Consider the following 26013-nt stretch of genomic DNA (forward strand, 5'->3'; position numbering starts at 1 on the left):
AAAAATCCAAAAACCAACCCCCAACCCGACGGGGCAAAAAAGAGGCTGGCCTAGTTAGAAGATTTTAAACAATTATGCCCAAACAACTTATGTTATTTACAATGACGCCGCTTAAAGGAAAGCGCCATCCGGCATACACCAACCGTGCCATACATACGACACAACACGGCCAGAACAAAAAATCAACCAACAAAAAAGTACATTGGCGCACTATTGAGTTCTCAGACATCGTCACCACACAGCCATACGGCCCGCTTTAAGCGAAACGCAGTACTGCGAGTAAAGAAAATATTTGTTGTCAGGGCCTGTTTTCCTACCGCCTCGCTTCAAGAACCTCAGTTCCTGTGGGGCGCTGTCGGTCGCGCTGACTCATATAAAGTTACACACGGCCCCAAAGAAACACAAATACGCACGTCATAGTAGGTTTTCGGGCGCCTAAAGAGGCACTTAAACGCGCCTTCAAAGCGGCTCTGCGGACAGCACCTAGCGCACCCCGAACCAGCCCATGAGTCCCGGCGTAAATACGTTTGCTTTCTGCGCCATCCGCGGGAGCACTGCCGCCCATACCAAGTAGAGAACGCCCATTCCGGCCAGCGGCCACCACACAGGAATGTCAGATTTAAGCAGCCACGCAAGCAACACGGCAGCAATGGCTCCGGCCGTGGCCGCCGTATAGGGCCATGTCTCTTTGTCGGTGATCGCGAAGCTCACTAGAACAGCAACCACTGCGAGGGGAACGATGGTGAATCCGGCGAGGCTTCCGGTCCACATCAAGGTCACCACATCAGTGACAGCTCCCAAGCCCACCGGAATCGCGGTGCACAACAACGTCGCCTTGGCCCAGGCACCGCGCGGCAGTCCAAAGGCCACTGCATCTTTGAGTGAGCTGCGGATTGAATCAGTAACTAGCGGCAGGACAATCAACGTAACAATGACACCCACGATGCCCACGCCGGTATCCCACAGCTTGCTCACCACGATGCTTATCGCAGTTGCGATGGCTAAACCGAATGCAGCCCACATCCACGCGCGAGCTTGAGGTCGCAACACAATCTGGGAGACCGGGGACGCTGAGAACCAGCCCGTCGAAGAATCACCATCGCTGCCTACGATGAGGGAGCTCGCGGTCATGCGCGATGGCTCGACGCGCTTGGCCATGCAGAATATCCACGCTGCCGTTGGAGCTATTAGGACCCACCACGGGAAAGCCCAGGGTGCGCTGACGAGAAGGAGCAAAAGCGCCAGGGAGGCATTGATTCGCCGGTGCCCGTTCCAGACGCGCGTACTGAGACCAAAGGTGAGGTAGCGCGAGAAGTCAGGCTGGACCAGGTAGAGCTGGAGCGCCATAAGGAGTGAATACCCGATGGCCCACCCTTGCCCACGGTCCATTCCCAGCACCGGAAGGATGACAATCCACAAGGCGTAGAAGAAGCTGTTCCAGCTCAGCGCCATATGCCTATAAAGCTTCATCACGCCTCCCCCAATGCCAGAACTGCCTGTTCGAGGGATACCTCGGTGGCGCGCAGCCCCATCTCCTGGGCCATGTCGAAGACGTTGGCGGTGTGGTTGGGGCGGGCGTCGACAAGTGCGCGGTCCGCCACGGCGGAGCTTTCGCGCTCGAGCACCGGGAGCTGTAGGCGCCCCAGCGCGCGATCGAGGGTTTCGGCAGAGCCGGTGAGCTGGACGACGCCCTCGATAAACTCATCGATAGGACCGGAGAGCGGGTTCTCCCCCATCAGAGCTACGGTATCGAGCAAACCGGACAGCTCGTTGAGGTGATGGGTGGAGACGATAATGGTGCGACCATGCTCCTCGCGCAGGACGTCATAGAAAACCTCCCGCTTGGCGGCGTCGAGGCCGAGATAGGGCTCGTCGAGAAGCATGTACGGCACCCCCGAGGCCACCGCAACGATGAAGCTCGCCGCCGATTTCTGACCACGGGAAAGACCCGAGTAGTTCTTCATCGGAAGCTCGAAGCGCTCGACCAGCTCCTCAGCGCGCGCTGCGCTCCACGTGGGCCAACGCAGACTTGCCACGGTGAAGACCTTCTTCACGTTCCAACCTTCAGGCAGTGGGTTATCTATGCCCATGAGGACAACCTTGTTGAGGACTTTTTCATTGTCATAGGGCTTGTCACCGTCGACCTTGACGCCAGAGCCATTCAGCTGGCCAGCAATCTTACGCAGCAAAGTGGTCTTGCCAATGCCGTTGGGGCCAACGAGGCCATGCGTGAGGCCGTCGTCGAAGGTGAAGTGCGGGGTAGAAATCATGAGTAGAGTCCTCGACTTTCTGCGACAAGGTCGATGAGGTCATGGAGTTGCTTGCGGGTATAGCCCAGGTGCACGGCTTCGTCAATAAGCGGTGCGGCGTATTCAGCCGCAAAGTCTTGGCGACGCCGCGCCCGGATAAGGCCTGCGGCACCAGAGGTGACGAACATGCCGATACCTCGGCGTTTTTCGAGGATTCCGAGATCCACGAGGAGGGTCAGGCCCTTGCGGGCGGTGGCGGGGTTGATGCTGTGGAAGGCTGCGAGCTCATTCGTGGACGGCGCCTGGGCACCCTCAGCAAGGGTGCCCTCAATGATGGCGTCCTCGATGAGCACCGCTATCTGACGGAAGAGCGGCTGCGCGGAGTTATCCATGCAGTCCCCTTAGCTGGTTGGTTACTCATGTAGCTAACCATATAACCAGCCCCATGACCGCCGCAAGCCCTCCGACTAACACCTTCATTACCTGGGAATTCCCTCAAGGTTATCGACGTTTTGTGACTAATGGGGCACACTGGAATACACCGGCCCTAGGCTGGAAGACCTCACAGAAGTGACCTAAGAAAATTAGTTAGAAGAAATAGAACGGAATTTAGGAGCCATGCTTGAACGAACACTTGTCTTCGTCGACACGTCATATCTACTCGCCAGTTTCTATAACTCGTGGGAAACGGGTGCCCGAGCCCAGCTAGAGATTGATTTACCCGAAGTAGTCAGCTCCCTTGGTTCCATGATTGAGAACCAGGTTGGAAACCGCATTCACCGCCAATACTGGTACGACGGAATCCCCGACACCGGGCCCCACCGCTACCAGCGAGCGTTGCGCGTCTGCGATGGCGTGCAACTGCGCACCGGCCAACTCATCGAATGGGGCGAGCGCCGCACCCAAAAAGCGGTGGATACTCGCCTTGTCGCTGACATGATCGTCTCCGCCATGAAGGGCCAAGTCACGGACTTTGTTTTGGTCTCCGGCGATGCCGACATGATCCCCGGCGTTCAGGAGGCCGTCAATAACGGCGTGCGCGTGCACCTCTACGGCTTCGGCTGGGATTCAATGTCTTCCGCTCTGCGCCATGCGTGTGATTCCACCACAATCCTTGATCCGCGCGAGGACTTCGCCGATGCAATGGAGCTCGAGGTTCTCGAAGGCCCGCTGCCGCCGACCATTCGCGAACCCCACAATTCCGAGGACGGCAGCGAGGAAGTGAGCGATGCCGCTAGCGAACTCGCGCCGGAATGCGACGAACCTACCGAGGCGCAAGCCGCCTTCCCCTCCGCGCCAAAGCCTGGGCCTGCAACACCTTCCGCCGCAGCGCAAGACGTGGCTGCCACCGCCTCGCACCCGGAGTCGGCTGCACCGAGCGCCCCCACCGACGAAGAAGAGCCCGCCCCCTGCGGCGAACAAACCACAAAGCCCAGCGCCGCGGATCAGAAGCCCACGGACTCAGAAGAGGAAACGGGCACCGAAGCCCCGAAGCCTGCTCCCAAGCCTGCAGCGCCAAAGCCGTCGATGATGGCGCCGCGCCGCAAGCTGCGCTCGAAGTACGTTCCGCTCCCCGAAGAAGTGTGGAGCTCCGCCGGCTTCCAGTCCCCCTTTGACGTGGGGCAGCAATATGCCTCGTGGTGGTTCGACAACGCCGCGAGCGCCGATCAGCGCGACCAGGCCCACCTGCTCTCGGGCGGTGGCCTGCCACCGGAGATCGATCGCCCACTGCTGCAGTTCGCCTGTGAAACGCTGCACGAGTACACGCTCACCGAAACCCAGCGCGTCAACCTGCGCGATGGCTTTCATTCGGGCATCCGCGGCGTGCTCATCAATATCCGCCGCCAAGATAGCTAAAACACCACAGGGACCTTTGAGAGCATAAGGTGCTGAAACACCCAGACCGCGCTATGCGGCCCACTCTCAAAGGTCCCTTTTCTATACGGTGATGTGCTCCGCGGTGGCTACTGCTTACCCTCGGCGGTGTCCGATTCGGAACCAGCACCAGCTTCGGTGCCGGCCTCAAGCGCTTGGTCGCCAGCGAAGGGAGAACCTTCGATCTCCTTATTCTTGGCCATCTCGGCGCGAATCTCGTCCAAGCGGGACGCGGCGGCCATATCGTGGCCCGCGGCCGAAATCTCCTGAATCCGGCTGCCGCCAGCTGCCTGGTGCAGCTCCTGAGCGCCGAGAGCATCGGCGTAGCGCTTCTCAATCTTGGCGCGTACCGAATCCAGCGTCGGCGTGGAATCATCGGGCTTGAGCTCGTTCATAGAGTCCAAGGCCTGAGCGTTCTTCTCCTGCATCGCTGCCTGATCTGCCTGGGACAGCAACTGGTCCACCTGTGCGAGCTGCTCCTTAAGGCGGGCCTCCGACTGCTGCTGCTGGGCCTTCGCCTGCTCGGCAGCTTGGGTAGCCGCCTCGTGCTGGGACTTCAGATTGGCCAACTCATTCTCTACGGCTACCAGCTGGCTCGCCACGACCTCCGCCGCTTGGTTGTACTCGGCGGCCTTCTGCGGATCCTCAGAAGCATCTGCCAGCTCCAACGCCCGGCGGGTCTGGTCTTGATAGTCCTTCTGGGTCTTCACCAGACGGTTGAGCTGCATTTCCAGCTGGGTTTTGCGTCCAATAATCTCCGCCGCATGTTCGGAAATCTGGCGATGTTGCTCCTTCGCACCTTCCACGGCCTGCTGGATCTGAACCTTGGGGTCAGCGTTCTCGTCGATCTTCTGATCGAAAGAAGCCATCACATACTTCCAGCCTTTGCTAAATGGATTTGCCATCGCACTCACTCCTTAGTGGTTCCTGCAAGAGTATTTAATGCAGCTCTTATTAGTGCCCTATATAAAAAGACGCTTTCCTGCGAGTGTAGCGATACTCACAGGAAAGCGCGCGCGGCGGACCTACCTGAGCCCTCCGCACCAAGGAGAATTCTTCGGGACTATTCCGCCTTCTGGCTCTCCACCTGGGCGCGGACCTCGTCCATGTCGAGGGCCTTAACCTGGCCAATGAGATCCTCCAAAGCTGCCGGCGGCAGGGCGCCAGCCTCACGGAAGACCAGGATGCCATCGCGGAAAACCATCAAGGTAGGGATGGACTGAATCTGCAGCTTCGCGGATAGCTCCTGGTTGGCTTCGGTGTCCAACTTGGCAAACGTAGCATCGGGGTGCTCTTCAGATGCCTTCTCAAATACTGGGCCGAAGCGCTTGCACGGACCACACCATTCCGCCCAAGCATCGACGAGCGTGATGCCGTCGCCGGAGATGGTCTCCTGGAACGTGTCCTCAGTGATGTCAATCGTTGCCATGTTTCTTCCTATCTGTTTCGGGGAAATTTGTAGCTTCTTTCCTCCACCAACGGTACACAAGGCTCGATTATTCCTTGCATATATACCCCAGGGGGGTATACGCTCAACAGTGGAATTACCCACTAGCTAAGGAGACTGATTCAGACCATGAGCACCACCACCTACACCGTTAACGGCATGACCTGCGGCCACTGCGAGCTCTCCGTGAAGGAAGAAATCTCGGAGATCAAGGGCGTCACCGACGTCACCGCTGACCACACCACCGGCGCCGTCACCGTGACTGGTGAGGGCTTTAGCGATGACCAGGTCGCCGCCGCCATCACCGAAGTCGGCTACGAGTTGGCCTAAGCATCATGACCACCAGCCTCACTCTCGGTATCACCGGGATGACCTGCACCTCCTGCTCATCCCGGGTGGAACGCAAGCTCAACAAGCTCGATAACGTTGAAGCCACGGTCAACTTCGCCACGGAATCTGCCTCCGTAAGCTATGACCCAGCGACGACGACCCCCGCCGATCTCATCGACGTCGTCGAAGGCGCCGGCTATGGAGCCTTCACGGTGGACGATGAGGGGGAGGCGTCGGCAAGCACGGCGGACACCGCCCGCGAGGGTGAGGCTTCCGACATCTTGCAGCGCACGCTCGTCTCTGCGGCGCTCTCGCTGCCCGTGATGCTCCTCTCCATGGTCCCGGCCCTCCAATTCCAGAACTGGCAATGGGCGTGCCTGGTACTCACAACGCTCGTCTACGTTATCGGAGGCGCGCCCTTCCACCGCGCCACGTGGGCCAACCTGAAGCACGGCGCCACCACGATGGACACGCTCATCACGTTGGGCACCACCGCCGCCTTTGGCTGGTCGCTCTACGCGCTCTTCTTCGGCAACGCCGGCATGCCCGGCATGACCATGCACATGACGCTGCGCTCCAATGACGCGCAGATGGACCACATTTACCTCGAATCAGTGGGGATGGTCATTACGTTCCTGCTGCTTGGGCGCTGGTTTGAGCTCAAAGCAAAGGGCCGCTCCTCCGAGGCGCTCACTACGCTGCTCACCATGGGCGCTAAAGAGGCCACGGTGCTGCGCGGCAATACCGAAACCCGCATACCCATCGGCGACCTTCACGAGGGCGACATTTTTGTGGTTCGCCCCGGTGAGAAGATCGCCACCGATGGCGTGGTCCTCACCGGCCATTCAGCCGTGGACGAATCCCTGCTCACCGGCGAATCGTTACCGGTTGAGGTTTCACCCGGCAGCACGGTGACGGGCGCAACCATCAACGCCTCCGGGCGGCTTGAGGTGCGCGCCACCCGCGTCGGCTCCGACACCGTCCTTGCCCAGATGGGCGCACTCGTCACCGCAGCACAGACCTCGAAGGCCCCGGTGCAGCGCCTCGCCGACCGCATCGCCGCTGTCTTTGTTCCCATCGTCATCGGCATCGCTATCCTCGCGCTCGTGGTTCACCTGTGGGTCGGCGGAGTTGCCCCGGCCTTCGTGGCCGCCGTCTCCGTCCTCATCATCGCCTGCCCATGCGCTATGGGCTTAGCGACGCCCACCGCAATCCTCGTGGGCACCGGGCGCGGCGCCGAACTGGGAATCCTCATCAAGGGTCCGGAGATTTTGGAATCGACGCGCCGAATCGACACCATCGTGCTGGACAAGACTGGCACCATCACCGAAGGCCAGATGTCGGTGGGAGCAGTCCAACCTACGGCAGGACGCACGCAGCAGGAAGTTCTCCGTCTCGCGGCCGGCGCGGAACAGGGTTCCGAGCACCCCATCGCACGAGCCATCCGCACAGCCTACGACGATGAGCTCCCCGCAGCCGAGGGCTTCCACGAGCTTCCCGGCCAGGGAATCGAGGCAAGAATAGAGGGCTCCCGGGTGCGGGTGGGCCGGCCGCCTGCGGGCTATGACGGCACCGGGACGCAGGTGGGCGTCTACGTGGAAGATGACCTGGTGGGAACCATCGAGCTACAGGATCGCATCAAGGAATCCTCCGCCGCCGCCATCGCCGCAATGCAAAAGCTAGGGCTTACCCCGCATCTACTCACCGGGGACAATGCCGGCGCGGCGCATGCAGTGGCGCGGGCCGTTGGCATTGATGAGGCAGCCGTGACAGCGGAGGTCATGCCCGCAGACAAGGTAGAGACTATCGCTCGGCTGCAGGAACAGGGGCGGACCGTGGCCATGGTGGGCGATGGCGTCAACGACGCCGCGGCGCTCGCGCAGGCGGACCTCGGAATTGCGATGGGCGCGGGAGCCGACGTTGCCATCGAAGCTTCCGATATCACGGTGATGAACAACGACCTGCGCTCCGTCGCCGATGCCGTACGCCTGGCGCGCGCTACCCTGCGCATCATCATGGGCAACCTATTTTGGGCCTTCGCCTATAATATTATTCTTCTTCCTGTGGCAGCGTTCGGGCTGCTCAACCCCCTGTTAGCGGGGTTGGCAATGGCCCTGAGCTCAGTATTTGTGGTGACCAATTCTTTGCGGCTGAAAAGCTTTACCCCCGGGGAGTAAGCTTAGCCTGCATGAATCGTCTTGATCATCGCTCTATCTCACGCACGGAGAGGCTCGACCGCCTTCCCGTCACTGGAAAACACAAACGTCTCCTCTTCGGCTCCGGCATCGGCTGGGCGCTCGATGCCATGGACGTGGGCCTCATCTCCTTCATCATGGCTGCTCTAGCCGTGCACTGGGGCATCACACCGACCCAATCCTCCTGGCTGGCGTCCGTGGGCTTCATCGGCATGGCCTTGGGTGCCACCTTCGGCGGCCTCTTGGCCGATAAGTTCGGCCGCCGCCACATCTTTGCGCTAACCCTACTGGTCTATGGCCTCGCAACGGGCGCCTCCGCACTGGCAACCGGCTTGGTTGTGCTCATCATCCTGCGCTTCTTCATCGGACTTGGCCTCGGCGCCGAGCTGCCGGTGGCCTCCACGCTGATCTCCGAGTTCGCTCCGCTCAAGGTCCGTGGGCGCATGGTGGTCTTGCTGGAGGCCTTCTGGGCAGTGGGGTGGATCCTCGCTGCGGTAATTGGAACGTTCATCGTGGGGGCGTCGGAAAGCGGCTGGCGCTGGGCCCTGGCACTTGGCATGGTACCCGCGCTCTACGCCCTCTATGTACGCCTCCACCTGCCCGAATCAGTACGCTTCCTGGAATCGAAGGGCCGCCACGAGGAAGCAGAAGAAATCGTTGCTTCGTTTGAGGCAGAGGTGGATGAGGCGGACATCGACCGCACGACCCCGGCACCGACCTACTCCGAGGAAGATGTCACCGCCACCAGCATCTGGTCGAAATCCCTGCGCGGGCGCACGCTGGCGCTGTGGACCATCTGGTTCTGCGTCAACCTGTCTTATTACGGCGCCTTCATTTGGATTCCGTCGCTGCTTGTCGCAGACGGTTTCTCCCTGGTGAAGTCCTTCAGCTTCACACTGATTATCACCCTGGCCCAACTGCCCGGCTACGCCGCAGCGGCCTGGCTCATCGAGATCTGGGGACGCCGCTCTACCCTGGCGACCTTCCTCGTGGGCTCCGCCCTGTCCGCCGGATTCTTCGGCTTCGCCAGCTCTGAGGCAACGATCATTCTGGCCGGTTGCCTGCTCTCCTTCTTCAACCTGGGCGCGTGGGGTGCGCTGTACGCCATCGGCCCGGAGCTCTACCCCACCGCACTGCGCGGGCGCGGTACCGGCGCTGCCGCGGGCTTCGGCCGACTCGCCTCCATCCTGGCACCGCTTATCGTTCCGCCGCTCATCGCGGTGGCGGGTGCGGGCTGGCTCTTCGTCCTCTTCGCCGCCGCCTTCGGCCTCGCAGCGCTGGCGGCACTGACCCTGCCAGAATTCAAGGGGCGGACCCTTGCTCAATAAGGCCGCCCTCGGCGCGTGGGTCGCGGTCATGGTCGCGCTCACCACGCTCAAGCCCTTCTACCAAATCGGCTACCTCTGGAAGCCGGAGAACCAGCGGGTTCGCGACCTGCGCTTGGTGCCACTTGATGAGTTCTCCGGCGGCACCTGGTTTGGCCCGCTTTTTGAGTATGCGGGCAATACCGCCTTCTTCATTCCTTTTGGCATGCTCGTATTCAGCATGTGCCGGTCAGTCAAGGCAACGGCGGCCTGGGGCTTCGCGCTGAGCCTGGCACTGGAAACGGCCCAGTATGCCTTCGCGCTCGGGCGCACTGATATTGATGACCTCATCTTCAATACCCTGGGTGCGCTCATCGGCGCGGGGTTTGCCCGTCTCTGTGGCGAGCGCTTCTTCCCAATGTGGCGGTGGCTGGCGCTCGCCGCGGCTGCGGTCTTCCTGATCTTGGTCATCCTCGGACCACGGTTGGGCGACCCCAACGCCGTCGTGGACCTTTAATTTAACCGTGCGCCATGTTGACGAACTTCGAGTAGTGCAGCTGGTGCGCCACCTTCACCGTGTCAATCGGGCCGCCACGGTGCTTAGCCAAAATGATGTCTGCTTCACCAGCACGGGGATCATCGCGGTCTTGTGAGTCCGGGCGGTAGAGCAGCATAACCATATCGGCGTCCTGCTCAAGCGAGCCGGACTCACGCAGATCCGCCAGCTGCGGCTTCTTATCGGTACGGGATTCTGGGCCACGGTTCAGCTGCGAAATCGCAATGAGGGGAACCTCTAGCTCCTTGGCCAGCAACTTGAGCTGGCGCGAGAATTCTGAGACCTCTTGCTGGCGGGACTCCACCTTCTTGCCCGAAGACATCAGCTGCATATAGTCCAGCACGATGAGGTCGAGCCCGTGCTGCTGCTTCAGACGGCGGGCCTTCGAACGGATTTCCATCATGGTGAGGTTCGGGGAATCATCGATGAACAGGGGCGCATCCTGGATGCGGTTGAGGGTGTCATCGATCTTGGCCCAATCCTCCGTGGACACGCGGCCACCGCGCATATCCGACAGCTTCACTTCCGCCTCCGCCGACAACAGGCGCATGACGATCTCTGAGGCAGACATCTCCAAGGAGAAAACCACGGAGGTCTTGTTGTGCTGCAGGGAGGCCGAGCGCATGAAGTCCATGGCCAGCGTGGACTTACCCACGCCGGGGCGGGCGGCGACGATAATCATCTGGCCGGCGCGCAGGCCATTGGTCAGGTTATCGAGGTCGATGAACCCTGTGGGCACGCCGGACTCCACACCGTTTTGTTGCAGTGCAGCGAGCTCATCAATGGTGGGATCAATGAGGTCACTTAAGGCCCGGTAGTCCTCGGTGGTCTTCTTCTGCGCCACTGCGAAAACTTCCTGCTGGGCGCGATCCAGCACGGACTCGATCTCCATGTCTTCGGAGCCTTGGAAGCCGAGCTGGACGACTCTTGTTCCGGCGTCCACCAGCTTGCGCAGAACCGCCTTTTCCGCGACGATCTCCGCGTAATAGCGAGCGTTGGCGGCAGTCGGCACCGTGGCCAGCAGGGTGTGCAGGTAGGGCGCACCACCGACGCGCTCGAGATTGTTATAGCGATCGAGACGGGCCGCCACGATCACCGCATCAATATCGGTGCCCGCTGCATAAAGGTCGATCATGGCCTGGTAGATGAGCGTGTGCGCAGGGTAGTAGAAATCCTCCGGCTCTAGTTCCTCAATGACCTCCATGACCGTGTTCGGGCTCAGGAGCATGGCGCCGAGAACGCCTTGCTCTGCCTCACGGTCCGCGGGCGGCTGGCGGAATTCGCCGTAGCGCTTGGGCTCCTCCTGCCGGTAAGAGCGGCGAGGCTCCTCCTCTACCGGCTCCGGTGGTGGTGGAACCTGGTCATCATCAAAACTGGCATTAGTCATTGCTCATTAATCCCACCGTTCATTAATCCCACCCTGGCCGTGTGCCTGAAGTTCTCACTTTTCTCCGCACCGGACGGCCAGGCTTCGATGCAGTGCCAAGCGGCAACCGCGCGTAGTACACAACAGTCTAGCCGAGGGTCAAGACACTACCCCTTGGGCATAACTTTCACAGTTATCCACAGAGACCTGTGGAATTACCAGGTCAGCACGAACACGTTATACAAAGCCAGTGGTCAGGACTGTGGATAACTCCCCAAGCCTGTGACCTGCACATATTGTTTTCCCAGCTCAAAACAGGTTTTTCGTGGTGTGAAAATCCGCACAAAACCGGTGGAAAAGTAGGCCCCTCAACTGGAAATCGCCCCTACCAGCGGGTTAACACCATACGCCGTGAGTAAATTCACCGTTAACTCGCCACCGAGTTATCCACAGATAGTGTGAGTTATCCACAGTATGGCTCTGATCCCAAAGCTCCATCCCCCATTGGCCCACAAAACGGCCTGAGGCCGTGCTTCCTCTCACCACCTCACATAGTGGGAGGAGCACGGCCTCAAGCCTTGCTGTTGTCTTAAGGTCACGTCCTGCGTACCGGCGCCGCGCCTCACACGCGGGCGGACGGAGGGTGACCGTCGTGCGCCTTAATTCTTAGGCAGCGACGACCGAGAAGTTCACCTTGCCGATAACGTCAGCGTGCAGCTTCAGCTCGACTTGGTAGTTGCCGGTCTTCTTGACCAGGCCCTTGGGAAGCACAACAATGCGCTTGTCCAGCTTCGGGCCGCCAGCGGCGGCAACGGCGTTCACGATGTCCTCTGCGGACACGGAGCCGAAGAGCTTACCGGACTCGGAGGTCTTCACCGGGACGTTAACGTCCTTGAGCTCCTCCAGCTGGGTACGGATCTCGCGTGCATGGTCCAGGTCGCGGATTGCGCGAGCTTCCTGGGCGCGCTTGATGCCCTCGATCTGCTTCTCAGCACCGCGGGTGGCAACGATAGCCAGGCCGCGCGGAAGCAGGTAGTTACGTCCGTAGCCGTCCTTAACCTCTACAATTTCGCCGGGGGCGCCGAGGTTCTCAACGGCAGCGGTGAGGATCAGCTTCATGATCCCTGCCTTTCAATTGAGTTAAATGAATACTTGCGTGACAGTCTTAGAACGGGGGTTCTGCATCCGCACCACCAAAGCTTCCTGCTTGGGGTGCCGAATTCCACGGATCGTTGCTCGGAGCCGACTGCTGGGACTGCTGCGGGGCAGAGGACTGGGACTGGTTTCCGGAGAAACCACCCTGGTTTCCGGAGAAACCGCCTTGGTTGCCACCGCCGTAGTTAGCACCACCCTGCTGCTGGCCGCCGCCATAGTTGCCGCCGCCGTTGCCGGACTTGCGGTTAACCTGTGCGGATGCATAACGCAGGGACGGGCCGACCTCATCGACCTCAATCTCAAAAACAGTGCGGTTCTCGCCCTCACGAGTCTGGTAAGAGCGCTGGCGCAAACGGCCAGTAACGATAACGCGCATGCCCTTGGTCAGGGTCTCCGCAACGTTTTCTGCGGCTTGGCGCCACACGTTGCAGGTGAGGAACATGGCCTCGCCATCCTCCCACTGGGAAGTCTGCTGATTATAGCGACGCGGGGTGGAGGCAACACGGAAATTCGCCACTGCGGCACCCGCCGGGGTGAAGCGCAGTTCCGGGTCAGCAACGATGTTGCCGACAACCGTGATGTTGGTATCTCCCTGAGCCATGTCTTTACTCCTTAATATCGGTTACGTGGATTGCTCGAAACCCAGTATCCGCTATTTGCTGTCGGTGCGCAGAACCTTGGTACGCAGAATGGAGTCGTTCAGGTTCAGACGGCGATCGAGCTCGAGAACGGAGTGGGATTCACACTCCAGCTCCACGACTGCATAGATGCCCTCTTCCTTCTTGTTGATCGGGTATGCAAGACGGCGCTTGCCCCACACGTCAACCTTTTCGACTTTGCCGCCATCCTTGCGGATTGCCTCGAGGAACTTGTCTAGGGACGGGGTTACGGTGCGCTCATCCTGATTAGGATCCAGAATGATCATGACTTCGTAGTGACGCACGGACCTCATCACCTCCTATGGTCTAGTAATTGGTATCGGCCATATCACCTTTGCGGATATGGCAGGAGGGTCTGTTGCGTCAAGCAACCCTCACACAGTACCGCACTGACCGGCGGAAAAGGAAATCCCCTATCTCCTCGGCCGCATCTAGTGGGTCGCCGCGACAAAGATCGCCGAACCAGCAGGAATCACGGTGAGAAACAGGAGGGCCAGCAGCCCCAGCACAATGGGCCAGGTGCGGTCTTGAGAGCGTTGAAACAGGTAATAGGCGCTCAACACGCAGATAAAACCCAGCGTGATGGAGATGATGCCCAGGATCGTCATAGTCATCGCGCAAAATCACCGCCCAACGGGTCTCTACCGCCGTGCGCAGCACGGACCTTATCTTCCGACTTACCCCACATCTGACGGATAATCAACACGCCGATGGCGATGATGAAGCCATCACGGGTAATCACCGCGATATCCAGCATCTCGTGCGGCAGGCCCTTGTTCTCAGCCCCGAGCATGTGCCAGGTAAGGATGGGCCAGAGGAGGGCGTCGGCAAGCGCCCAGCTAAAGATGAGGCGCCAACGTGGCAGGGCCAAGAGCGCCGGTACGACGAGCCACAGTGAGTACTGCGGTGACCACACCTTGTTGAAGATCAGGAAGGCCATGATGATGAGATAGATCATCTCAGCCACCCGCGGCGCACGCGGCGTCTTGAGTCCCATAATGGCGATGGCAGCGCAGCACGCCAGGAAAGCCACGAAGGAGAAGGTGTTGAGGAATTCCGCCTCAAAGCCCACGCCCGTCACGCGGCTCAACAGCGCATAGATCGTGGTCCACTCCGCACCACGTTCCTGATTGAGCCTGAAGAACTCGCCCCACGCTTCGGGGTAGGCCAGCGCCACGGGAAGGTTCACCACGAGCCACGTCACAGCGGTTGCCACGACCATCTTGAAGAAAGGCGCCCAGCGCTTGTGACGGATGGCCAGCACCAGAAACGCGCCCAGGATAAACAGGGGCCACAGCTTAAACGCCGTGCCGAGGCCAATGAGGATGCCGGCGAGCCAGTTCTTACGCTTTGTCACTGCAAGAAGCGCGCCGACCATGAAAGCCACCGACGGGATGTCCCAGTTCGTAAAAGCGTGAATAACCACGAGCGGGCTGGCCGCCATGAGGATGGTGTCCCATGCCCGGTTGCCCGTGAGCTGGAAGACCATCACCACGGTGCCGACCCACACGAGGGACATGATGAACGCGGTCAATCCGAAGTACCAGCTGACATCTGCCATCCCAAGCCACTCGACGGCCGGATAGGTGGTGCGCGCCAGCCATCCGACGGCGCCCTGAAAGAGGCCAGCCAGTACCGGGTACTCCATGTAGCGGGTGAGATCGCCCTCAACCCAGGAATAGGCATAGGGGAAGCCCGGCTGATCGAGTCCGCGCCCACCATAGAGCGGGACGATGTCGTTGTAGCAAAAAGCCGTATATTGGCGGTTGCCATCCCAGTTCAGGCTGATGAGGCCATCCTCGCCTCGGCGACTACCTGCACAGGTTGCCTTACTTAAAAACCCAAACGCCAAAAACGTCCACGCCAGCGTGATAACCACGCGCAAGGGCGTCCACCACCCGGAATAAGCCGAACGAGCAAAGCGTCCCGTCGGCCCACCCAGGGCGTCGACCGCGTTGTGGGTCATAGACTCGGATGAGAGAGACACGATCTGCGAAGTAGTGTGATGGCTCACCGGGCGATCAAACTCCTATTGACCAAGTAATTGGTCGAGTCTATCTCCATTGAGAATGTCATCGAGCGAAGGGACCTCGGGCTCTGCGGGTTGGGCCGGTTGCTCAGGCTGTGCTGGCTGGTCTGGGGTCTCCCGCTGTCCCTCATCGTGGTGCTCGCCGTCTTCGGCTGGGGCTTCCTCGTCGCCCTCGTTCTCCGGGCTTGCCGGCGCCTGGTTCCACGTGGTGCTCTGGCTCGGGTCATAGACATACCCGGAGCCCCAGCTGCCGACGCCATAGTGAATCGGATAAGCCTGCGGGAAGGACTGCTGCTCGACGTTAGCCAGAGAGGTGTCCAAAATGGACTTCCAAATCTTCGTCGGTGCGTCCGAGCCGTACATGATTCCGCCCCACTGATTAAAGATTGCGGAGGTGTTATCAGCCGTGCCTACCCACACTGCTGTAGCCAGCTGCGGCGTGGAACCAACCATCCAGGCATCCTTGTTGGTTCCCGTATCACCCAGCTGGGTGGTACCAGTCTTGGAGGCCGACGGGCGTCCACCAGCCAGTGCGCCATTCGACCATGCGGCAATCGGCTGCATCGCAGAAATGACATTATTAGCCACGTTGGCGGAGACACGGCGCTCACCGCCATCGGTCGGATTCTCGTAAAGGACCTCGCCGGCGGCGTTTTCTACCTTTTGCACGAAGTGCGGCTGGTGCCACACGCCTTGGTTGGTCAAGGTAGCCATGGCGGTTGCCATATCGAGCGGGCGGGACTGGTACTGGCCCAACACCACGCCTTCGTACGGCGTGCCACCGTTCTCCGTTAGGGTCTTCTCAATCCCCGGCAGGCTGCGGGCGACGCCCAACGCGTGCGCCATGTCCGCGGTGTCCTGCATCTTGTTTTCCAGGTCATCCTGGAGGCGCAGGAAGGAGGTGTTATAAGAATTCTTCAGCGCCTCAGCGATGGAACAGCTTCCGCAGCCGCCACCAACGTTGGTCACGGTCTGGGAACCAGGCAGTTGGTAGGGAGCGGAGGAGTAATAGGTATTGAGATCAATGCCCTGCTGGAGGGCCGCAGCCAGCGCCATAATCTTAAAGACCGAGCCGGTCTGCAGCGGAGAGTTGGCGTAGTCCCAACCATTCGAGTCATCGCCGCCAAAGTAACCGCGCACAGCACCCGTAGCTGGGTCGATGGTCACGGCTGCAGCACGGGCGTCCTCCTGCAGCACCGCAAGCTGCTCGTGGGCGGCGTCGGTTGACGCGTTTTGCACGGTCATATCAATGGTGGTGGTCACCTTGAGGCCACCGGTGGCCAGCTGATCTTCGGTGATTCCCACGCGTGCCAGCTCGCCGGCGACTTGGTTCTTGATGTGCCCGTAGGCACCGGGCGCCTCGGTGTAGGCAGAGTACTCGCTTGGGTCGCGCGTCTCTGGGAAGGTCATCTGGGAACGCTCAGTCGCATCCAGATCGCCCATCTCAACGAGTCCATCCATGACGTAGTTCCAACGGGCCTGCGAGCGTTCCTCATCCACCCACGGATCCAACACGGATGGGGACTGGATGAGGCCGGCGAGCATAGCGCCTTCCTCCACGGTGAGGTCCTTAGCGTCCTTGTTGAAGTAGGCGTTAGATGCAGCCTCGATGCCATAAGCATTACGGCCGAAGTAGACCGTATTGAGGTAGGCATTGAGGATTTCTTCCTTGGACCACTCGTTGGTCATCTTCACCGAGTAGATGAGCTCACGAATCTTGCGGACGTAGGAGTATTCGTCACCCACCAGCGTGTTCTTTACGTACTGCTGGGTGATCGTGGAACCACCGCCGGCGGTGCTATCGCCCGTGAGCTTGCCCAAGACAGCACGGCCCAATCCAGTGAAGGAAAAGCCGGAGTTGGTCCAGAACTCGCGGTCCTCGGCAGCCAGCACGGAGCCCTCTACATAATCCGGGATCTCGTCTAGGGTCACCTGCCGCCGGTTGCCCTCGGGCGGCACCAGTTTGGCCAACTGCGTTTCCCCATCGCCGGCGACGATGGGGGAAATCTGACTCGGCTGCAGCTCCTCGGGCTCGGGGACGTCGTACTGCGTATACGCGAAGCCGAAGAGAAGGGCGGGGATGCCCACCAAAACAAATAAGACAGTGAGCACGATCCACGGCCAGCGGCGTTTAGAGCTCGACGAATGCCGTGCGCTGCGCGAGGGGCTCTTCCTACTTTTACCGGACTTTCGCCCAGAGGTTTCCTTCTCGGTCACTGATCCGTGTCCTCATCAATCCTGTACAGAAACTGTAAATATATGCAGCTTACCGGCGCGAACTGGGAAGCCAAAACTACCCTAAAGCATAGACCGTGGCGGCTCGAAGCAGATGGTTCCAGCGGCACGCCGGACACACTTCCACGAAATGCACGGTGAATTCGATGCCCTCAGCGGCTATCTCTGCGATTTCTGCTTCGCTGCGCGCGCTGCCTGCTCGGCGTTTCAAGGCATCTCCGTACACCCACCGAGTCAGCCGCATGTCCTCACCGCAGACCGGGCACGGCTTGTGCATGTCGACGCCGTGATGCTTCGCCGCAGCACGAAGGAGAAAATCGGCATCACAGACCTCTTCGCGCCCGAGCTTCCCCGCACGAAGTTCACGCAGATGTTGCGCGCGCTCCCATTCATAGGAGACCTCATTACGGTAGGCCACGGTTGGCTTTGCTTTTGCCGACTCTGCCTTAGACGGAGAATTCACGCCGGACAGTGTAGTGCCGGCGACTCCAACAATCTAGAGCGCTCCTAAGCACTTCGTGATAGAAAACCTAATTTTTCAAATAACTAACTACCGAAGCGCACGATCTCTAGCTACACTTATTTTCCATGAGTGAAGAAACTATCGAATCCCCGGTCCCCTACGAGGATGCCCTGGAAGTCGCCCGCCAGATCCAGCCGGCGCTCAACAAGCTCATGCTCATCTTCCAGCGCACCACGGAGGGCACGTCCCTGACAACGTCGCAGGTCTCCATCATGAACCAGCTGCGCATGCGTGGTCCCTCCCGTGTGAGCACCATCGCGCAAGCAGAACTCATCCGCATGCCTACCGCCTCCAATGCGCTATACCAATTGGAGCGCCAGGGATTCGTGGAACGGCACCGCGATGAAAAAGACCGCCGCGGCGTACTTGTCGCCCTTACCCAGCTTGGGGAATCGGAGCTGACCATTGTCTCCCGCCAACGCGCGGCGGCTTTGGCTGAGATCCTGCGCTGGCTCGACCCAGAGGACATCAAGGACGCAGACACTTTGGTCAATCTCATTTCCAAGCTTGCTGATGTCTACCGTCCAATCATGGAAGGGAAATAGACCAAAAAGTGCCGGTAGAGCGGATTTTATTTTCCGGCATGAAGGGTCGATAATGAAGAAAACGACCCCGAACTTTTTATTGAATGGCTAAGAATTCTTCACACCCTGCGGAAGGGCCATGCTCCCCGGACGACCAGCTCCCTCCGCTCCGCGTCCTCGTGTCGTGGAGCCCTAGCTCCACCGGCACGGAGGCCATCGAGTTTGCAGCGTGGCTCGCGCGTTCCACCTCCGTTCGGATTCGCGTGGTTTCAACGATTTCGCAGCCCCTCACCGTGACGTCGCTCAGCAAGCTCAGCGGTTCCTACAAGAAGTGGTTCAAGAAGGAGCACGCCACCTGCGAACGCGCCGTCAAGCAGGCCTTGCACGCAGCCGGGGTGGATAAGGACCAGCTCGATAAAAACGTCTCCGTTCTCTTGGCAGGGCCTTCTCGCCCACAGCTCTTGGAGCAGGCGGCTGAGGATTTCAAAGCGAGCGTCATCCTCCTTGGGGCCAATCAATCCGCGCCGAAGGGCCGTTTCTTCTCTGGTTCTACTGCTGACGCGCTTCTGCACTATTCGCCCCTCCCTGTCGGTCTCATCCCGCGTGGCATCAAGCTGTCCAAGCACGGCGTCACCCGCATCAATTTCGCCTTCACCGACTTGGGCAGTGCCGACGACCCCGCCCTCCTGCATGCCGCATGCATTGCACAGCGCGGCGGAATCCCCCTGCGTATCCTGGCGTTTTCCCCCAAGGGGCTTGTCGACGTCCCCCTCGAATACTCTCCGACCTTTCCCTCCGATGCCCCCAATTGGCGCGAGCACTCACTCTCACTGTTGGACCGGGCGCACGATTTCATCGCGGATGCCTACCCCGAGCTTTCGGTCACGACGGCCATCGGCAGCGGCCATGGTTGGTCCGGCGCGGTGGATTCACTGAAGTGGAAGAAGGGCGATCTGCTCTGCTTGGGTTCCTCTCCCATGGGGCCCATCGAACGCGTCTTCATCGGCAGCACCGCCACCGAGCTGCTTCCCCACCTGGGCGTTCCAGTACTGGTCTGCCCCAGCACCTACGATAAAGAAGCACGTTAGACTGACAAACCATGGCAGCAGAGCACCCCGAAAACGATCTCACGTCCGACGCGGACTATACCAACCTGCCTCGCCCTGAGCCTCGCAGCTTTGACGAGCTTGCCGACGAACCCGATCCCCTCACCGTCGCCGAGGCTAATCGCCGTTCCTCGCGCCAAGCGCTGTGGTTTATGATTTTCATCCTCGTCGGTTCGGCGCTCTATGCGCTTCTCCTCGCGGGCATCTTCAAGGTCGCTGGAACCACAACCAACTGCCTGCAAGCCGAATACGCCGCTTGGCTCTGCACGAGGACCCAGCGCGCCGTGTTCGCCACGACGACGCTGATCATCCCCTTCATTGGCATGATCGGCTGCGCAGTCATTATGGTGCGCAAACTCAAGGCTTACGTGCGCTGGCGCGGCTGGATGGCCATCTTCTGGGTCATGGCCGGCAACTTCATGATCTGGTGCATCAACGATATCCAGATCCTGCTGGCCCCGGTTCTCGAAAACTAGGCCTGTGCCTGGGACGCAGCCACCTCGGCGCAATCTGGGCGCCCACAGTGCTGTGTCTCTACGTGCTGGATGCAATCATCACAGATGAGCACCTGCTTGCGGCACGTGTCCTCATTGAGGCAGTTGTGGAAGGTATTCGTCCCTTTTCCACAATGCACGCAGTGGCCGAGCTGAATAAAGCCTGGATCCTCTAGGCCCTGGCCAAACTCGTGATGCATGCGCTTGTCAAAGACATACATCGAGCCTTCCCACAGGCCATCGTTGCCGTACTTTTCGCCGTAGCGGACAATGCCGCCGTCAATCTGATAGACCTCGTTAAAGCCCCGGTTCTTCATCAGCGCGGAGAGGATTTCACAGCGGATGCCGCCCGTGCAATAGGAGACCACGGGCTTATCCTTCATCCAGTCATACTTGCCGGACTCGAGTTCGGCGATGAAATCGTGAGTCGTGCGCACGTCCGGCACCACGGCATTCTTGAACTTGCCGATTTCCGCCTCCATGGCATTGCGTCCGTCGAAGAAGACGACCTCCTCGCCGCGCTCTTCTACTAGCTTGTTGACCTCTTCGGGTTTGAGGTGAACGCCGCCGCCGATGACGCCATTCTCATCCACCTTGAGCTCACCCGGCGCGCCGAAGGCCACGATCTCATCGCGCACCTTAACCGAGAGGCGCGGGAAATCCTCCGCACCGCCTTCGGACCACTTGAACTCCATCTTCTTGAAGCCCGGGTACTCGCGGGTTTCGCGCACGTAGCGCTTGCAGGCCTCCATGTCCCCGCCCACGGTGCCGTTGATGCCGTGCTCCGAGATGAGGATGCGGCCCTTCAGCCCGAGCTTCTCGCAGAGGTTACGCTGCCACAGCATGATCGCGGTGGGGTCCTCAATGGGAGTAAAGCAGTAGTAGAGGAGAATCTTGCCAATAGTCACGCCCGCAAGTCTAGGCCTGCTAATGGCAAGATCCCCAATTTTTCGGTGGAGTCTCAGCGCTTCTGGTACAGCGCGCTCTTGCGGGCAAAGACCGGATCGGAGGTCACCAGGACACCTAGGTTGCGGAAGATGCCCTCATCCACGGAACCCAAGATGGTGGTGGTGTGGACATCGCAGCCCTCGAGTTCCTTCAGTGCGTCGAGCGCGCGGCGGGCGTTCTCGTCCTTGGCCGCGGAGACAGAGAGTGCGATGAGCACCTCGTCGGTGTGCAGGCGCGGGTTCTGCGAACCCAGATGCTTGGTCTTCAGCGTCTGGATCGGCTCGATGGATTCCGGCGAGAGCAGGTGCAGGTCATCGTCGATGCCCGCCAGGTGCTTGAGCGCATTGAGCAAGGTGGCCGCCGAGCAGCCCAGAAGTGGGGAGGTGCGGCCGGTGATGATGGTGCCGTCGTGAAGCTGCAGCGCGGACGCCGGGCCGTCGGTCTCCTCCGCCTTCTGACGCGCCGGGAGCACCACCGGGCGGTCGGTGGACTTGATGCCGGCCTTCGCCATGACCACGGCGGCACGCTCGGACTGCGTGGAGTCGAGGCCGTTGCGGGCCTCCTCCACCAAAGTCTTGAAATAGCGGCGGATGATTTCCTGCCGGGAGGCCTCGCGGCAGACCTCGTCGTCGGTGATGCAGAAGCCCACCATGTTCACGCCCATGTCCGTCGGGGACTGGTAGGGAACGGTGCCGGTCAGGCGCTCAAGCAGGGACTTCAGCAGCGGGAAGGCCTCGACGTCGCGGTTGTAGTTCACCGTGGACTCGCCGTGCGCGGAGAGGTGGAAGTGGTCGATGACGTTGGCGTCGTTAAGGTCCACCGTGGCTGCCTCGTATGCCAGGTTCACCGGGTGGTCGAGCGGCAGGTTCCAGATGGGGAAGGTCTCAAACTTGGCGTAGCCCGCCTGCACGCCGCGCACGTTCTCGTGATAGACCTGCGATAGTGCGGTAGCCAACTTACCGGAGCCCGGCCCCGGCGCGGTGACCACCACGAGGTCACGGGTGGTCTCCACGTAGTCGTTCTTGCCCAACCCCTCCTCGGAGACGATGAGGTCGATGTTGGCGGGGTAGCCCGGGATGACGCGGTGGCGCGCCACCGTCAGCCCCAGGCGCTCGAGGCGCTCGATGAAGGCCTCCGCCTGGCTGTTGCCGTCCTCGAGCTGCGTCATGACGATGTTATTGACAAGGAAGCCGCGGCCCCGGAAGACGTCGACAAGCCGCAGCACATCGTCTTCGTAGAGGATCCCCAGGTCACCACGCATCTTCTGGCGCTCGATGTCCTTTGCGTTGATGCAGACGAGGATTTCTACGTCATCTTTGATGCGCTCAAGCATCGCAATCTTGTTATCCGGGGTGAAACCGGGCAGCACGCGGGAGGCATGCATGTCATCGAAAAGCTTGCCACCCATTTCCAGGTAAAGCTTCCCGCCGATTTCTTTGCGTCGAGCGTTGATGTGCTCCGACTGCAGCTCAATGTATTTTTCACGGTCAAAACCGATTGCGCGCCCCATAGTATTTATGGCCCTTCCGTTCAACGGGTAGTACCCGGAAAGTCTACAGCAGCACTGCCCCCGCGTAGACTTCCTGACATGCCTGAGGGACACGTTATTCACCGCCTTGCTCGGACACTCAATGCGGACTTTCGCGGCGCGCCGCTGGCTGTGAGCAGCCCCCAGGGCAGGTTTGCTGCGGAGGCCGCGCTTGTCGACGCCTCACCCCTCTCCCTCGCCGAAGCCTTTGGCAAGCACCTCTTCCTCCACTTCGATGCGGACAGCCCGCGCCACGTGATTTACATCCATTTGGGGCTCATTGGGTCCCTGCGCTTTGAGCCTTCCGCTGATGTGTGGGGGCAAATCCGGCTGCGCATCGATAACGGAACGATGGCCGCGAACCTGCGCGGCCCGCAGTTCTGCACGCTCATTACGGAGGAGGAGTACAAGGCCAAGGTGGCGAAGGTGGGTCAGGATCCTCTCCGGGAGGATGCCGACCCGGATGCCCTATGGGCCCGCGTGCATGCCTCGCGGCGCAGCATCGGCGCGATGCTCATGGACCAAGGCCTCTTTGCTGGTGTGGGCAATATCTACCGCGCAGAAGCCCTATTCCGGCAAGAACTCTCCCCCTTCATTCCGGGCACGCAGCTCGACCGCGCGGAGTTCGATGCCATCTGGTCGGACCTGGTGGAGCTCATGGACTATGGCGTCGAGCACGGCCGCATCGACACGGTCCGTCCCGCGCACACACCGGAGGCCATGGGCCGCGAGCCGCGCAAAGATGACCACGGCGGCGAGGTCTATGTCTACCGCCGCGCCGGGCTGCCGTGCCATGTGTGCGGCACCGAAATCCGGGAGCAGGTCATGCAGGGCCGCAACCTCTTCTGGTGCCCTACCTGCCAACCCGCGCGCTAGGGTGTGGGTTATGCGCCCCGCTTATACCGTTGCCACTGTCCGTGCCGCTGAAAAGCACCTGCTGGAACAGCAGTCTCATGAGGATCAGCTCATGAAGCTGGCCGCCGCGGCGGTGGCAGACGCTGCTTCAGTGATGCTGGAGGCTCGCCCCGGCGCGGTGCTCATACTCGCTGGTTCCGGCGGCAACGGCGGGGACGGACTCTTTGCCGGGGCGGAGCTGGCTTCGCGCGGTGTCACGGTCCATGCTCTGGTTCCGGAACGCTGCCACGAGGAGGCCCTCGCCGCGTTCCGTGCCGCCGGTGGCACGGTCCTTCCTTCCGACGCGCTGCCTAACGGCAGCGCGCCCTTAGGAAGCGCGCTGCTTATCGACGCAATCGCCGGCCTCGGATCCGCCCGGGGCTTGAGCGGCGCTGCGCTCTCGCTCCACCGCGAAGCCACTTCTGCCGGGGCGGCAGTTTTGTCCGTCGACATGCCTACCGGCGTCGATGCCGACACGGGAGTGTGCGCCGCGGATGCCGTCCACGCCGATGTCACCGTCACCTTTGGCTCGCCACGGCTCGGTCACGCGCTGGCCGCCGAATGCGGGCAGGTTGTGGTCTCCGATCTCTTCTTGCCCGGCGCACCTTCTTTCGCTGCGACCCTCGCCGAACTCGATGAACCAGCGGCATTCATCGCCCACGAGCCCTCCGTGCCGACGCCCTTTGCGTGGCAATCGGGCGAACTCGATCTGCCGGGCGGGCGCGCTTCCCGCCCCCGGCCAGTTGGCTGCACTGGCCCCATCGTTGATCCCACACCGAGCGCGCGCTCCGATAAGTACTCCGGCGGCGTCGTTGCCCTGGCCGCCGGAAGCGGCACCTACCCGGGTGCGGGAATCCTCTGCGCTACCGCGGCGGTGCGCGCCACGCCCTCGATGGTGCGGTTCATCGGCGATAACTCGATCACTTCTCTTCTGCCCGAGCTGGTCTGCCATCCCGATGTGTCCTCCGCCGGTCAGGCCCAGGCCTGGGTCGTGGGTCCCGGCCGCGGTACCGATGCAGCGGCGGCCACCGAACTGCGCAAGGTGCTAGCGCAGGACCTGCCCACCGTTCTCGATGCCGACGCCCTGACACTTTTGGCGCGCAACACCTCCCTGCGCCAGAAAGCTACCGAGCACCCGATGACCATCCTCACCCCGCATGAAGGCGAGTTCAGCCGCCTCTACGAGGCCGCCTTCAGCTCTACGCCCGATGCGTCTGCTGGGTGGGGCGCTGCCCTCCACGAGCTAGCCGAAGAGTTGGACAGCATCATCCTGCTCAAAGGCCGTCTCACCCGAATTACCGCCCCGGGCCAGCCGCTCTATTCCTTCAATGCCGGTCACTCTTTTGCCGCGACCCCGGGCTCCGGGGACGTGCTCTCCGGCATCCTCGGCGCGGTCATGGCCCAGCTCTTCGCCGAAACCTCCACCGAAACCGCCGCCGCGACCACCGCCCGAACCATCACCGAGGTCCTCCACGCCGGCGCTATCCACGCACACGCGGCGGCCATCGCGGCCGAGACCCCCGAGGGCTTCGCACCCTGTTCTGCGTCCCAGATCGCGGCAGCCATCCCGCAAGCCATTGCGCGGCTCCTCAACGCGCAACGCTAGCTCCGTGGCCCGGCGCTAGCTCCGCAGCAAGGTACGTTTCGATCAAATAGCACCCCAGAAATTCGAAGATCTGGGACCTTATTTGATCGATCCGTACCTAGCCACCACCGTGTGGGTACGTTTTCGCAACGAAGCCCTCGAATTTCGCGGTTCGCGGGCCACTATTTACGAAAACGTACCGTGGCCCGGCGCAGGATCCCGGACGCGGTACCGACGGACTTGCGCATGAGCCCGCGTGGCCCCACCGCCACCGTGCCGCGGCGCAGCGAAGTGTTCTCCCAGGGCCACGTCATCCCCGCCCATGCTGCTGCGACGGCGAGAGTCTCTGCCGCGATGTAGCCGGGCCAGGGTCCCAGCAGGTTGATGATAGAGGGGCTTCCCGGCGCGTGGTTAAGGAAGCCATAATTGCCGTCGGTCTTCGCATTGACCGCCATGGCGGTGGCCATCCATACAGGGGTGACCTTCACGGCGAAGCGATAGCCCTTCCACGTCGGCCGGTAGCCCAAACCAAAGGTCAGCGCTAGCGGAACAGCAAGGGCCACGATGTGGAAGAACCAATAGGTACCAAACCGCAGCCAGCGCGGGGAGAAGTAGTAGATGACATCCGGGGTAATGATGGCCTGCGGGTTGAGGATGATGCCCCAGAAGTAGGTCAAGGTCAGGGCATGTTCGTTGCCGGTAATGAGCCCCAGCGCCAGGATAGGGCGCAGCACATCGCACAGATGCAAAGGCAAAGACTCGCGGATATCGAATTGCTTCGGATCCAGGGAGATAACCGTCCACGCAGTACCCGCCACCAGCAAGGCCCAGCCCACCATCCGGCGGATGAAGGTCTCGCGGGAGGTTCCCTTGATTCTGCGGGCAGCGACGATAAAGACCCCGCAGGCCACCACGGTGATGCTCAACATAAGCGCATGCAATGCGGTCCACTGCTGCATGCGCGGGTAGTCAGTCGGGCTTACTCGGGGTTTGCGGGGTCGAATCATAACG

26 protein-coding genes are annotated in these 26013 nt (G+C 60.9%); 10 read left to right on the top strand and 16 right to left on the bottom strand.

The features are described from left to right. Positions 1-483: 483 nt before the first annotated feature. Genes HMPREF2978_RS09365 through HMPREF2978_RS09375 form a run of 3 tightly spaced genes read right to left on the bottom strand, consistent with a single transcriptional unit; the run spans position 484 to position 2641 of the window. Complete coding sequence (locus HMPREF2978_RS09365) at positions 484-1470, bottom strand: hypothetical protein (protein ID WP_070745171.1); 987 nt, start codon at positions 1468-1470, stop codon at positions 484-486. Beyond that, entirely contained in the window at positions 1470-2270 is an 801-nt protein-coding gene (locus HMPREF2978_RS09370) for an ATP-binding cassette domain-containing protein (RefSeq protein ID WP_070745174.1), read from the bottom strand. Before HMPREF2978_RS09370 ends, HMPREF2978_RS09365 begins: the two co-directional genes overlap by 1 nt. Next, positions 2267-2641 carry a GntR family transcriptional regulator gene (locus HMPREF2978_RS09375; protein ID WP_070745177.1) on the bottom strand — a complete coding sequence of 125 codons (375 nt, stop codon included), beginning with the start codon at positions 2639-2641 and terminating at the stop codon, positions 2267-2269. The genes HMPREF2978_RS09370 and HMPREF2978_RS09375 overlap by 4 nt, the downstream gene beginning before the upstream one ends. Positions 2642-2867: 226 nt before the next feature. On the opposite strand from HMPREF2978_RS09375, the gene HMPREF2978_RS09380 reads away from it, so the two are divergent. After that, the gene (locus HMPREF2978_RS09380) at positions 2868-4106 is read left to right on the top strand and encodes an NYN domain-containing protein (RefSeq protein ID WP_070525629.1); all 1239 of its coding nucleotides are present in this window, start codon (positions 2868-2870) and stop codon (positions 4104-4106) included. Positions 4107-4213: 107 nt separating this feature from the next. Here the strand turns inward: HMPREF2978_RS09380 and HMPREF2978_RS09385 are convergent, their stop codons facing one another. Both HMPREF2978_RS09385 and trxA read right to left on the bottom strand, forming a co-directional pair. Continuing rightward, positions 4214-5029 carry a PspA/IM30 family protein gene (locus tag HMPREF2978_RS09385; protein ID WP_070525631.1) on the bottom strand — a complete coding sequence of 272 codons (816 nt, stop codon included), beginning with the start codon at positions 5027-5029 and terminating at the stop codon, positions 4214-4216. 158 nt (positions 5030-5187) lie between these two features. Continuing rightward, entirely contained in the window at positions 5188-5553 is a 366-nt protein-coding gene (gene trxA, locus HMPREF2978_RS09390) for a thioredoxin (RefSeq protein WP_010187883.1), read from the bottom strand. A 147-nt stretch (positions 5554-5700) separates the two neighbouring features. On the opposite strand from trxA, the gene HMPREF2978_RS09395 reads away from it, so the two are divergent. Genes HMPREF2978_RS09395 through HMPREF2978_RS09410 form a run of 4 tightly spaced genes read left to right on the top strand, consistent with a single transcriptional unit; the run spans position 5701 to position 9917 of the window. After that, positions 5701-5901 (top strand): heavy-metal-associated domain-containing protein, encoded by a 201-nt coding sequence (locus tag HMPREF2978_RS09395; RefSeq protein WP_070745180.1) that lies wholly within the window; start codon positions 5701-5703, stop codon positions 5899-5901. Positions 5902-5906: 5 nt separating this feature from the next. Then, the gene (locus tag HMPREF2978_RS09400; RefSeq protein WP_070745183.1) at positions 5907-8078 is read left to right on the top strand and encodes a heavy metal translocating P-type ATPase; all 2172 of its coding nucleotides are present in this window, start codon (positions 5907-5909) and stop codon (positions 8076-8078) included. 11 nt (positions 8079-8089) lie between these two features. Beyond that, positions 8090-9424 (top strand): MFS transporter, encoded by a 1335-nt coding sequence (locus HMPREF2978_RS09405; RefSeq protein ID WP_070745186.1) that lies wholly within the window; start codon positions 8090-8092, stop codon positions 9422-9424. Positions 9425-9452: 28 nt separating this feature from the next. Further along, the gene (locus HMPREF2978_RS09410; protein ID WP_070525649.1) at positions 9453-9917 is read left to right on the top strand and encodes a VanZ family protein; all 465 of its coding nucleotides are present in this window, start codon (positions 9453-9455) and stop codon (positions 9915-9917) included. Between the two features lies 1 nt (position 9918). Here HMPREF2978_RS09410 and dnaB read toward each other — a convergent pair whose 3' ends face one another. From dnaB to HMPREF2978_RS09450, 8 genes are all read right to left on the bottom strand, one after another. Further along, entirely contained in the window at positions 9919-11343 is a 1425-nt protein-coding gene (dnaB, locus tag HMPREF2978_RS09415; protein ID WP_010187892.1) for a replicative DNA helicase, read from the bottom strand. A 645-nt stretch (positions 11344-11988) separates the two neighbouring features. Next, on the bottom strand, positions 11989-12441 hold the full coding sequence (gene rplI, locus HMPREF2978_RS09420; protein ID WP_010187895.1) for a 50S ribosomal protein L9: 453 nt from the start codon (positions 12439-12441) through the stop codon (positions 11989-11991). 46 nt (positions 12442-12487) lie between these two features. Further along, the gene (locus HMPREF2978_RS09425) at positions 12488-13078 is read right to left on the bottom strand and encodes a single-stranded DNA-binding protein (protein WP_070525637.1); all 591 of its coding nucleotides are present in this window, start codon (positions 13076-13078) and stop codon (positions 12488-12490) included. A 51-nt stretch (positions 13079-13129) separates the two neighbouring features. Then, complete coding sequence (gene rpsF / locus HMPREF2978_RS09430) at positions 13130-13420, bottom strand: 30S ribosomal protein S6 (protein WP_010187899.1); 291 nt, start codon at positions 13418-13420, stop codon at positions 13130-13132. A 147-nt stretch (positions 13421-13567) separates the two neighbouring features. Beyond that, positions 13568-13750, bottom strand: a complete 183-nt coding sequence (locus tag HMPREF2978_RS09435) for a hypothetical protein (RefSeq protein WP_010187901.1) — start codon at positions 13748-13750, stop codon at positions 13568-13570. After that, on the bottom strand, positions 13747-15102 hold the full coding sequence (locus tag HMPREF2978_RS09440) for a glycosyltransferase family 87 protein (protein ID WP_070745438.1): 1356 nt from the start codon (positions 15100-15102) through the stop codon (positions 13747-13749). The genes HMPREF2978_RS09435 and HMPREF2978_RS09440 overlap by 4 nt, the downstream gene beginning before the upstream one ends. Positions 15103-15165: 63 nt before the next feature. Next, complete coding sequence (locus tag HMPREF2978_RS09445) at positions 15166-17382, bottom strand: transglycosylase domain-containing protein (protein ID WP_070745189.1); 2217 nt, start codon at positions 17380-17382, stop codon at positions 15166-15168. A gap of 76 nt (positions 17383-17458) precedes the next feature. Then, positions 17459-17818, bottom strand: coding sequence for a DUF5318 family protein (locus HMPREF2978_RS09450; protein WP_070525641.1), 360 nt, complete (start codon positions 17816-17818; stop codon positions 17459-17461). 170 nt (positions 17819-17988) lie between these two features. Here HMPREF2978_RS09450 and HMPREF2978_RS09455 point away from each other — a divergent pair, with 170 nt between their 5' ends. The 3 genes from HMPREF2978_RS09455 (at position 17989) to HMPREF2978_RS09465 (ending at position 20029) form a co-directional block, all read left to right on the top strand. Beyond that, a complete protein-coding gene (locus tag HMPREF2978_RS09455) occupies positions 17989-18468 on the top strand; it encodes a MarR family winged helix-turn-helix transcriptional regulator (RefSeq protein ID WP_010187909.1) in 480 nt (159 codons plus the stop codon). A gap of 83 nt (positions 18469-18551) precedes the next feature. Then, complete coding sequence (locus tag HMPREF2978_RS09460) at positions 18552-19535, top strand: universal stress protein (protein WP_070525643.1); 984 nt, start codon at positions 18552-18554, stop codon at positions 19533-19535. An 11-nt stretch (positions 19536-19546) separates the two neighbouring features. Continuing rightward, positions 19547-20029 carry a hypothetical protein gene (locus HMPREF2978_RS09465; protein ID WP_070525645.1) on the top strand — a complete coding sequence of 161 codons (483 nt, stop codon included), beginning with the start codon at positions 19547-19549 and terminating at the stop codon, positions 20027-20029. On the opposite strand, the gene HMPREF2978_RS09470 is transcribed toward HMPREF2978_RS09465, so the two are convergent. Next, positions 20026-20955, bottom strand: coding sequence for an oxygen-dependent tRNA uridine(34) hydroxylase TrhO (locus HMPREF2978_RS09470; RefSeq protein WP_070525647.1), 930 nt, complete (start codon positions 20953-20955; stop codon positions 20026-20028). The genes HMPREF2978_RS09465 and HMPREF2978_RS09470 overlap by 4 nt on opposite strands. A 53-nt stretch (positions 20956-21008) precedes the next feature. After that, positions 21009-22505: a DUF1846 domain-containing protein gene (locus HMPREF2978_RS09475; RefSeq protein ID WP_070524200.1), complete on the bottom strand. Its 1497-nt coding sequence runs from the start codon at positions 22503-22505 to the stop codon at positions 21009-21011. Positions 22506-22583: 78 nt separating this feature from the next. On the opposite strand from HMPREF2978_RS09475, the gene HMPREF2978_RS09480 reads away from it, so the two are divergent. Both HMPREF2978_RS09480 and HMPREF2978_RS09485 read left to right on the top strand, forming a co-directional pair. Then, on the top strand, positions 22584-23399 hold the full coding sequence (locus tag HMPREF2978_RS09480) for an Fpg/Nei family DNA glycosylase (protein ID WP_070745192.1): 816 nt from the start codon (positions 22584-22586) through the stop codon (positions 23397-23399). A 10-nt stretch (positions 23400-23409) separates the two neighbouring features. After that, the gene (locus HMPREF2978_RS09485; protein WP_070745196.1) at positions 23410-25023 is read left to right on the top strand and encodes an NAD(P)H-hydrate epimerase; all 1614 of its coding nucleotides are present in this window, start codon (positions 23410-23412) and stop codon (positions 25021-25023) included. Between the two features lie 161 nt (positions 25024-25184). On the opposite strand, the gene HMPREF2978_RS09490 is transcribed toward HMPREF2978_RS09485, so the two are convergent. Then, positions 25185-26009 (bottom strand): YwaF family protein, encoded by an 825-nt coding sequence (locus HMPREF2978_RS09490; RefSeq protein ID WP_070524193.1) that lies wholly within the window; start codon positions 26007-26009, stop codon positions 25185-25187. Positions 26010-26013 lie beyond the last annotated feature (4 nt).

Source organism: Corynebacterium sp. HMSC074C01 (assembly GCF_001814605.1).
Classification (GTDB): Bacteria; Actinomycetota; Actinomycetes; order Mycobacteriales; family Mycobacteriaceae; genus Corynebacterium.

Bases quoted from the DNA above. Each gene is read 5' to 3' on its own strand.
- HMPREF2978_RS09365 (WP_070745171.1), bottom strand. From the start codon at position 1,470: ATGAAGCTTTATAGGCATATGGCGCTGAGCTGGAACAGCTTCTTCTAC.
- HMPREF2978_RS09370 (WP_070745174.1), bottom strand. From the start codon at position 2,270: ATGATTTCTACCCCGCACTTCACCTTCGACGACGGCCTCACGCATGGC.
- HMPREF2978_RS09375 (WP_070745177.1), bottom strand. From the start codon at position 2,641: ATGGATAACTCCGCGCAGCCGCTCTTCCGTCAGATAGCGGTGCTCATC.
- HMPREF2978_RS09380 (WP_070525629.1), top strand. From the start codon at position 2,868: ATGCTTGAACGAACACTTGTCTTCGTCGACACGTCATATCTACTCGCC.
- HMPREF2978_RS09385 (WP_070525631.1), bottom strand. From the start codon at position 5,029: ATGGCAAATCCATTTAGCAAAGGCTGGAAGTATGTGATGGCTTCTTTC.
- trxA (WP_010187883.1), bottom strand. From the start codon at position 5,553: ATGGCAACGATTGACATCACTGAGGACACGTTCCAGGAGACCATCTCC.
- HMPREF2978_RS09395 (WP_070745180.1), top strand. From the start codon at position 5,701: ATGAGCACCACCACCTACACCGTTAACGGCATGACCTGCGGCCACTGC.
- HMPREF2978_RS09400 (WP_070745183.1), top strand. From the start codon at position 5,907: ATGACCACCAGCCTCACTCTCGGTATCACCGGGATGACCTGCACCTCC.
- HMPREF2978_RS09405 (WP_070745186.1), top strand. From the start codon at position 8,090: ATGAATCGTCTTGATCATCGCTCTATCTCACGCACGGAGAGGCTCGAC.
- HMPREF2978_RS09410 (WP_070525649.1), top strand. From the start codon at position 9,453: ATGGTCGCGCTCACCACGCTCAAGCCCTTCTACCAAATCGGCTACCTC.
- dnaB (WP_010187892.1), bottom strand. From the start codon at position 11,343: ATGACTAATGCCAGTTTTGATGATGACCAGGTTCCACCACCACCGGAG.
- rplI (WP_010187895.1), bottom strand. From the start codon at position 12,441: ATGAAGCTGATCCTCACCGCTGCCGTTGAGAACCTCGGCGCCCCCGGC.
- HMPREF2978_RS09425 (WP_070525637.1), bottom strand. From the start codon at position 13,078: ATGGCTCAGGGAGATACCAACATCACGGTTGTCGGCAACATCGTTGCT.
- HMPREF2978_RS09435 (WP_010187901.1), bottom strand. From the start codon at position 13,750: ATGACTATGACGATCCTGGGCATCATCTCCATCACGCTGGGTTTTATC.
- HMPREF2978_RS09440 (WP_070745438.1), bottom strand. From the start codon at position 15,102: ATGACCCACAACGCGGTCGACGCCCTGGGTGGGCCGACGGGACGCTTT.
- HMPREF2978_RS09455 (WP_010187909.1), top strand. From the start codon at position 17,989: ATGAGTGAAGAAACTATCGAATCCCCGGTCCCCTACGAGGATGCCCTG.
- HMPREF2978_RS09460 (WP_070525643.1), top strand. From the start codon at position 18,552: ATGGCTAAGAATTCTTCACACCCTGCGGAAGGGCCATGCTCCCCGGAC.
- HMPREF2978_RS09465 (WP_070525645.1), top strand. From the start codon at position 19,547: ATGGCAGCAGAGCACCCCGAAAACGATCTCACGTCCGACGCGGACTAT.
- HMPREF2978_RS09475 (WP_070524200.1), bottom strand. From the start codon at position 22,505: ATGGGGCGCGCAATCGGTTTTGACCGTGAAAAATACATTGAGCTGCAG.
- HMPREF2978_RS09480 (WP_070745192.1), top strand. From the start codon at position 22,584: ATGCCTGAGGGACACGTTATTCACCGCCTTGCTCGGACACTCAATGCG.
- HMPREF2978_RS09485 (WP_070745196.1), top strand. From the start codon at position 23,410: ATGCGCCCCGCTTATACCGTTGCCACTGTCCGTGCCGCTGAAAAGCAC.
- HMPREF2978_RS09490 (WP_070524193.1), bottom strand. From the start codon at position 26,009: ATGATTCGACCCCGCAAACCCCGAGTAAGCCCGACTGACTACCCGCGC.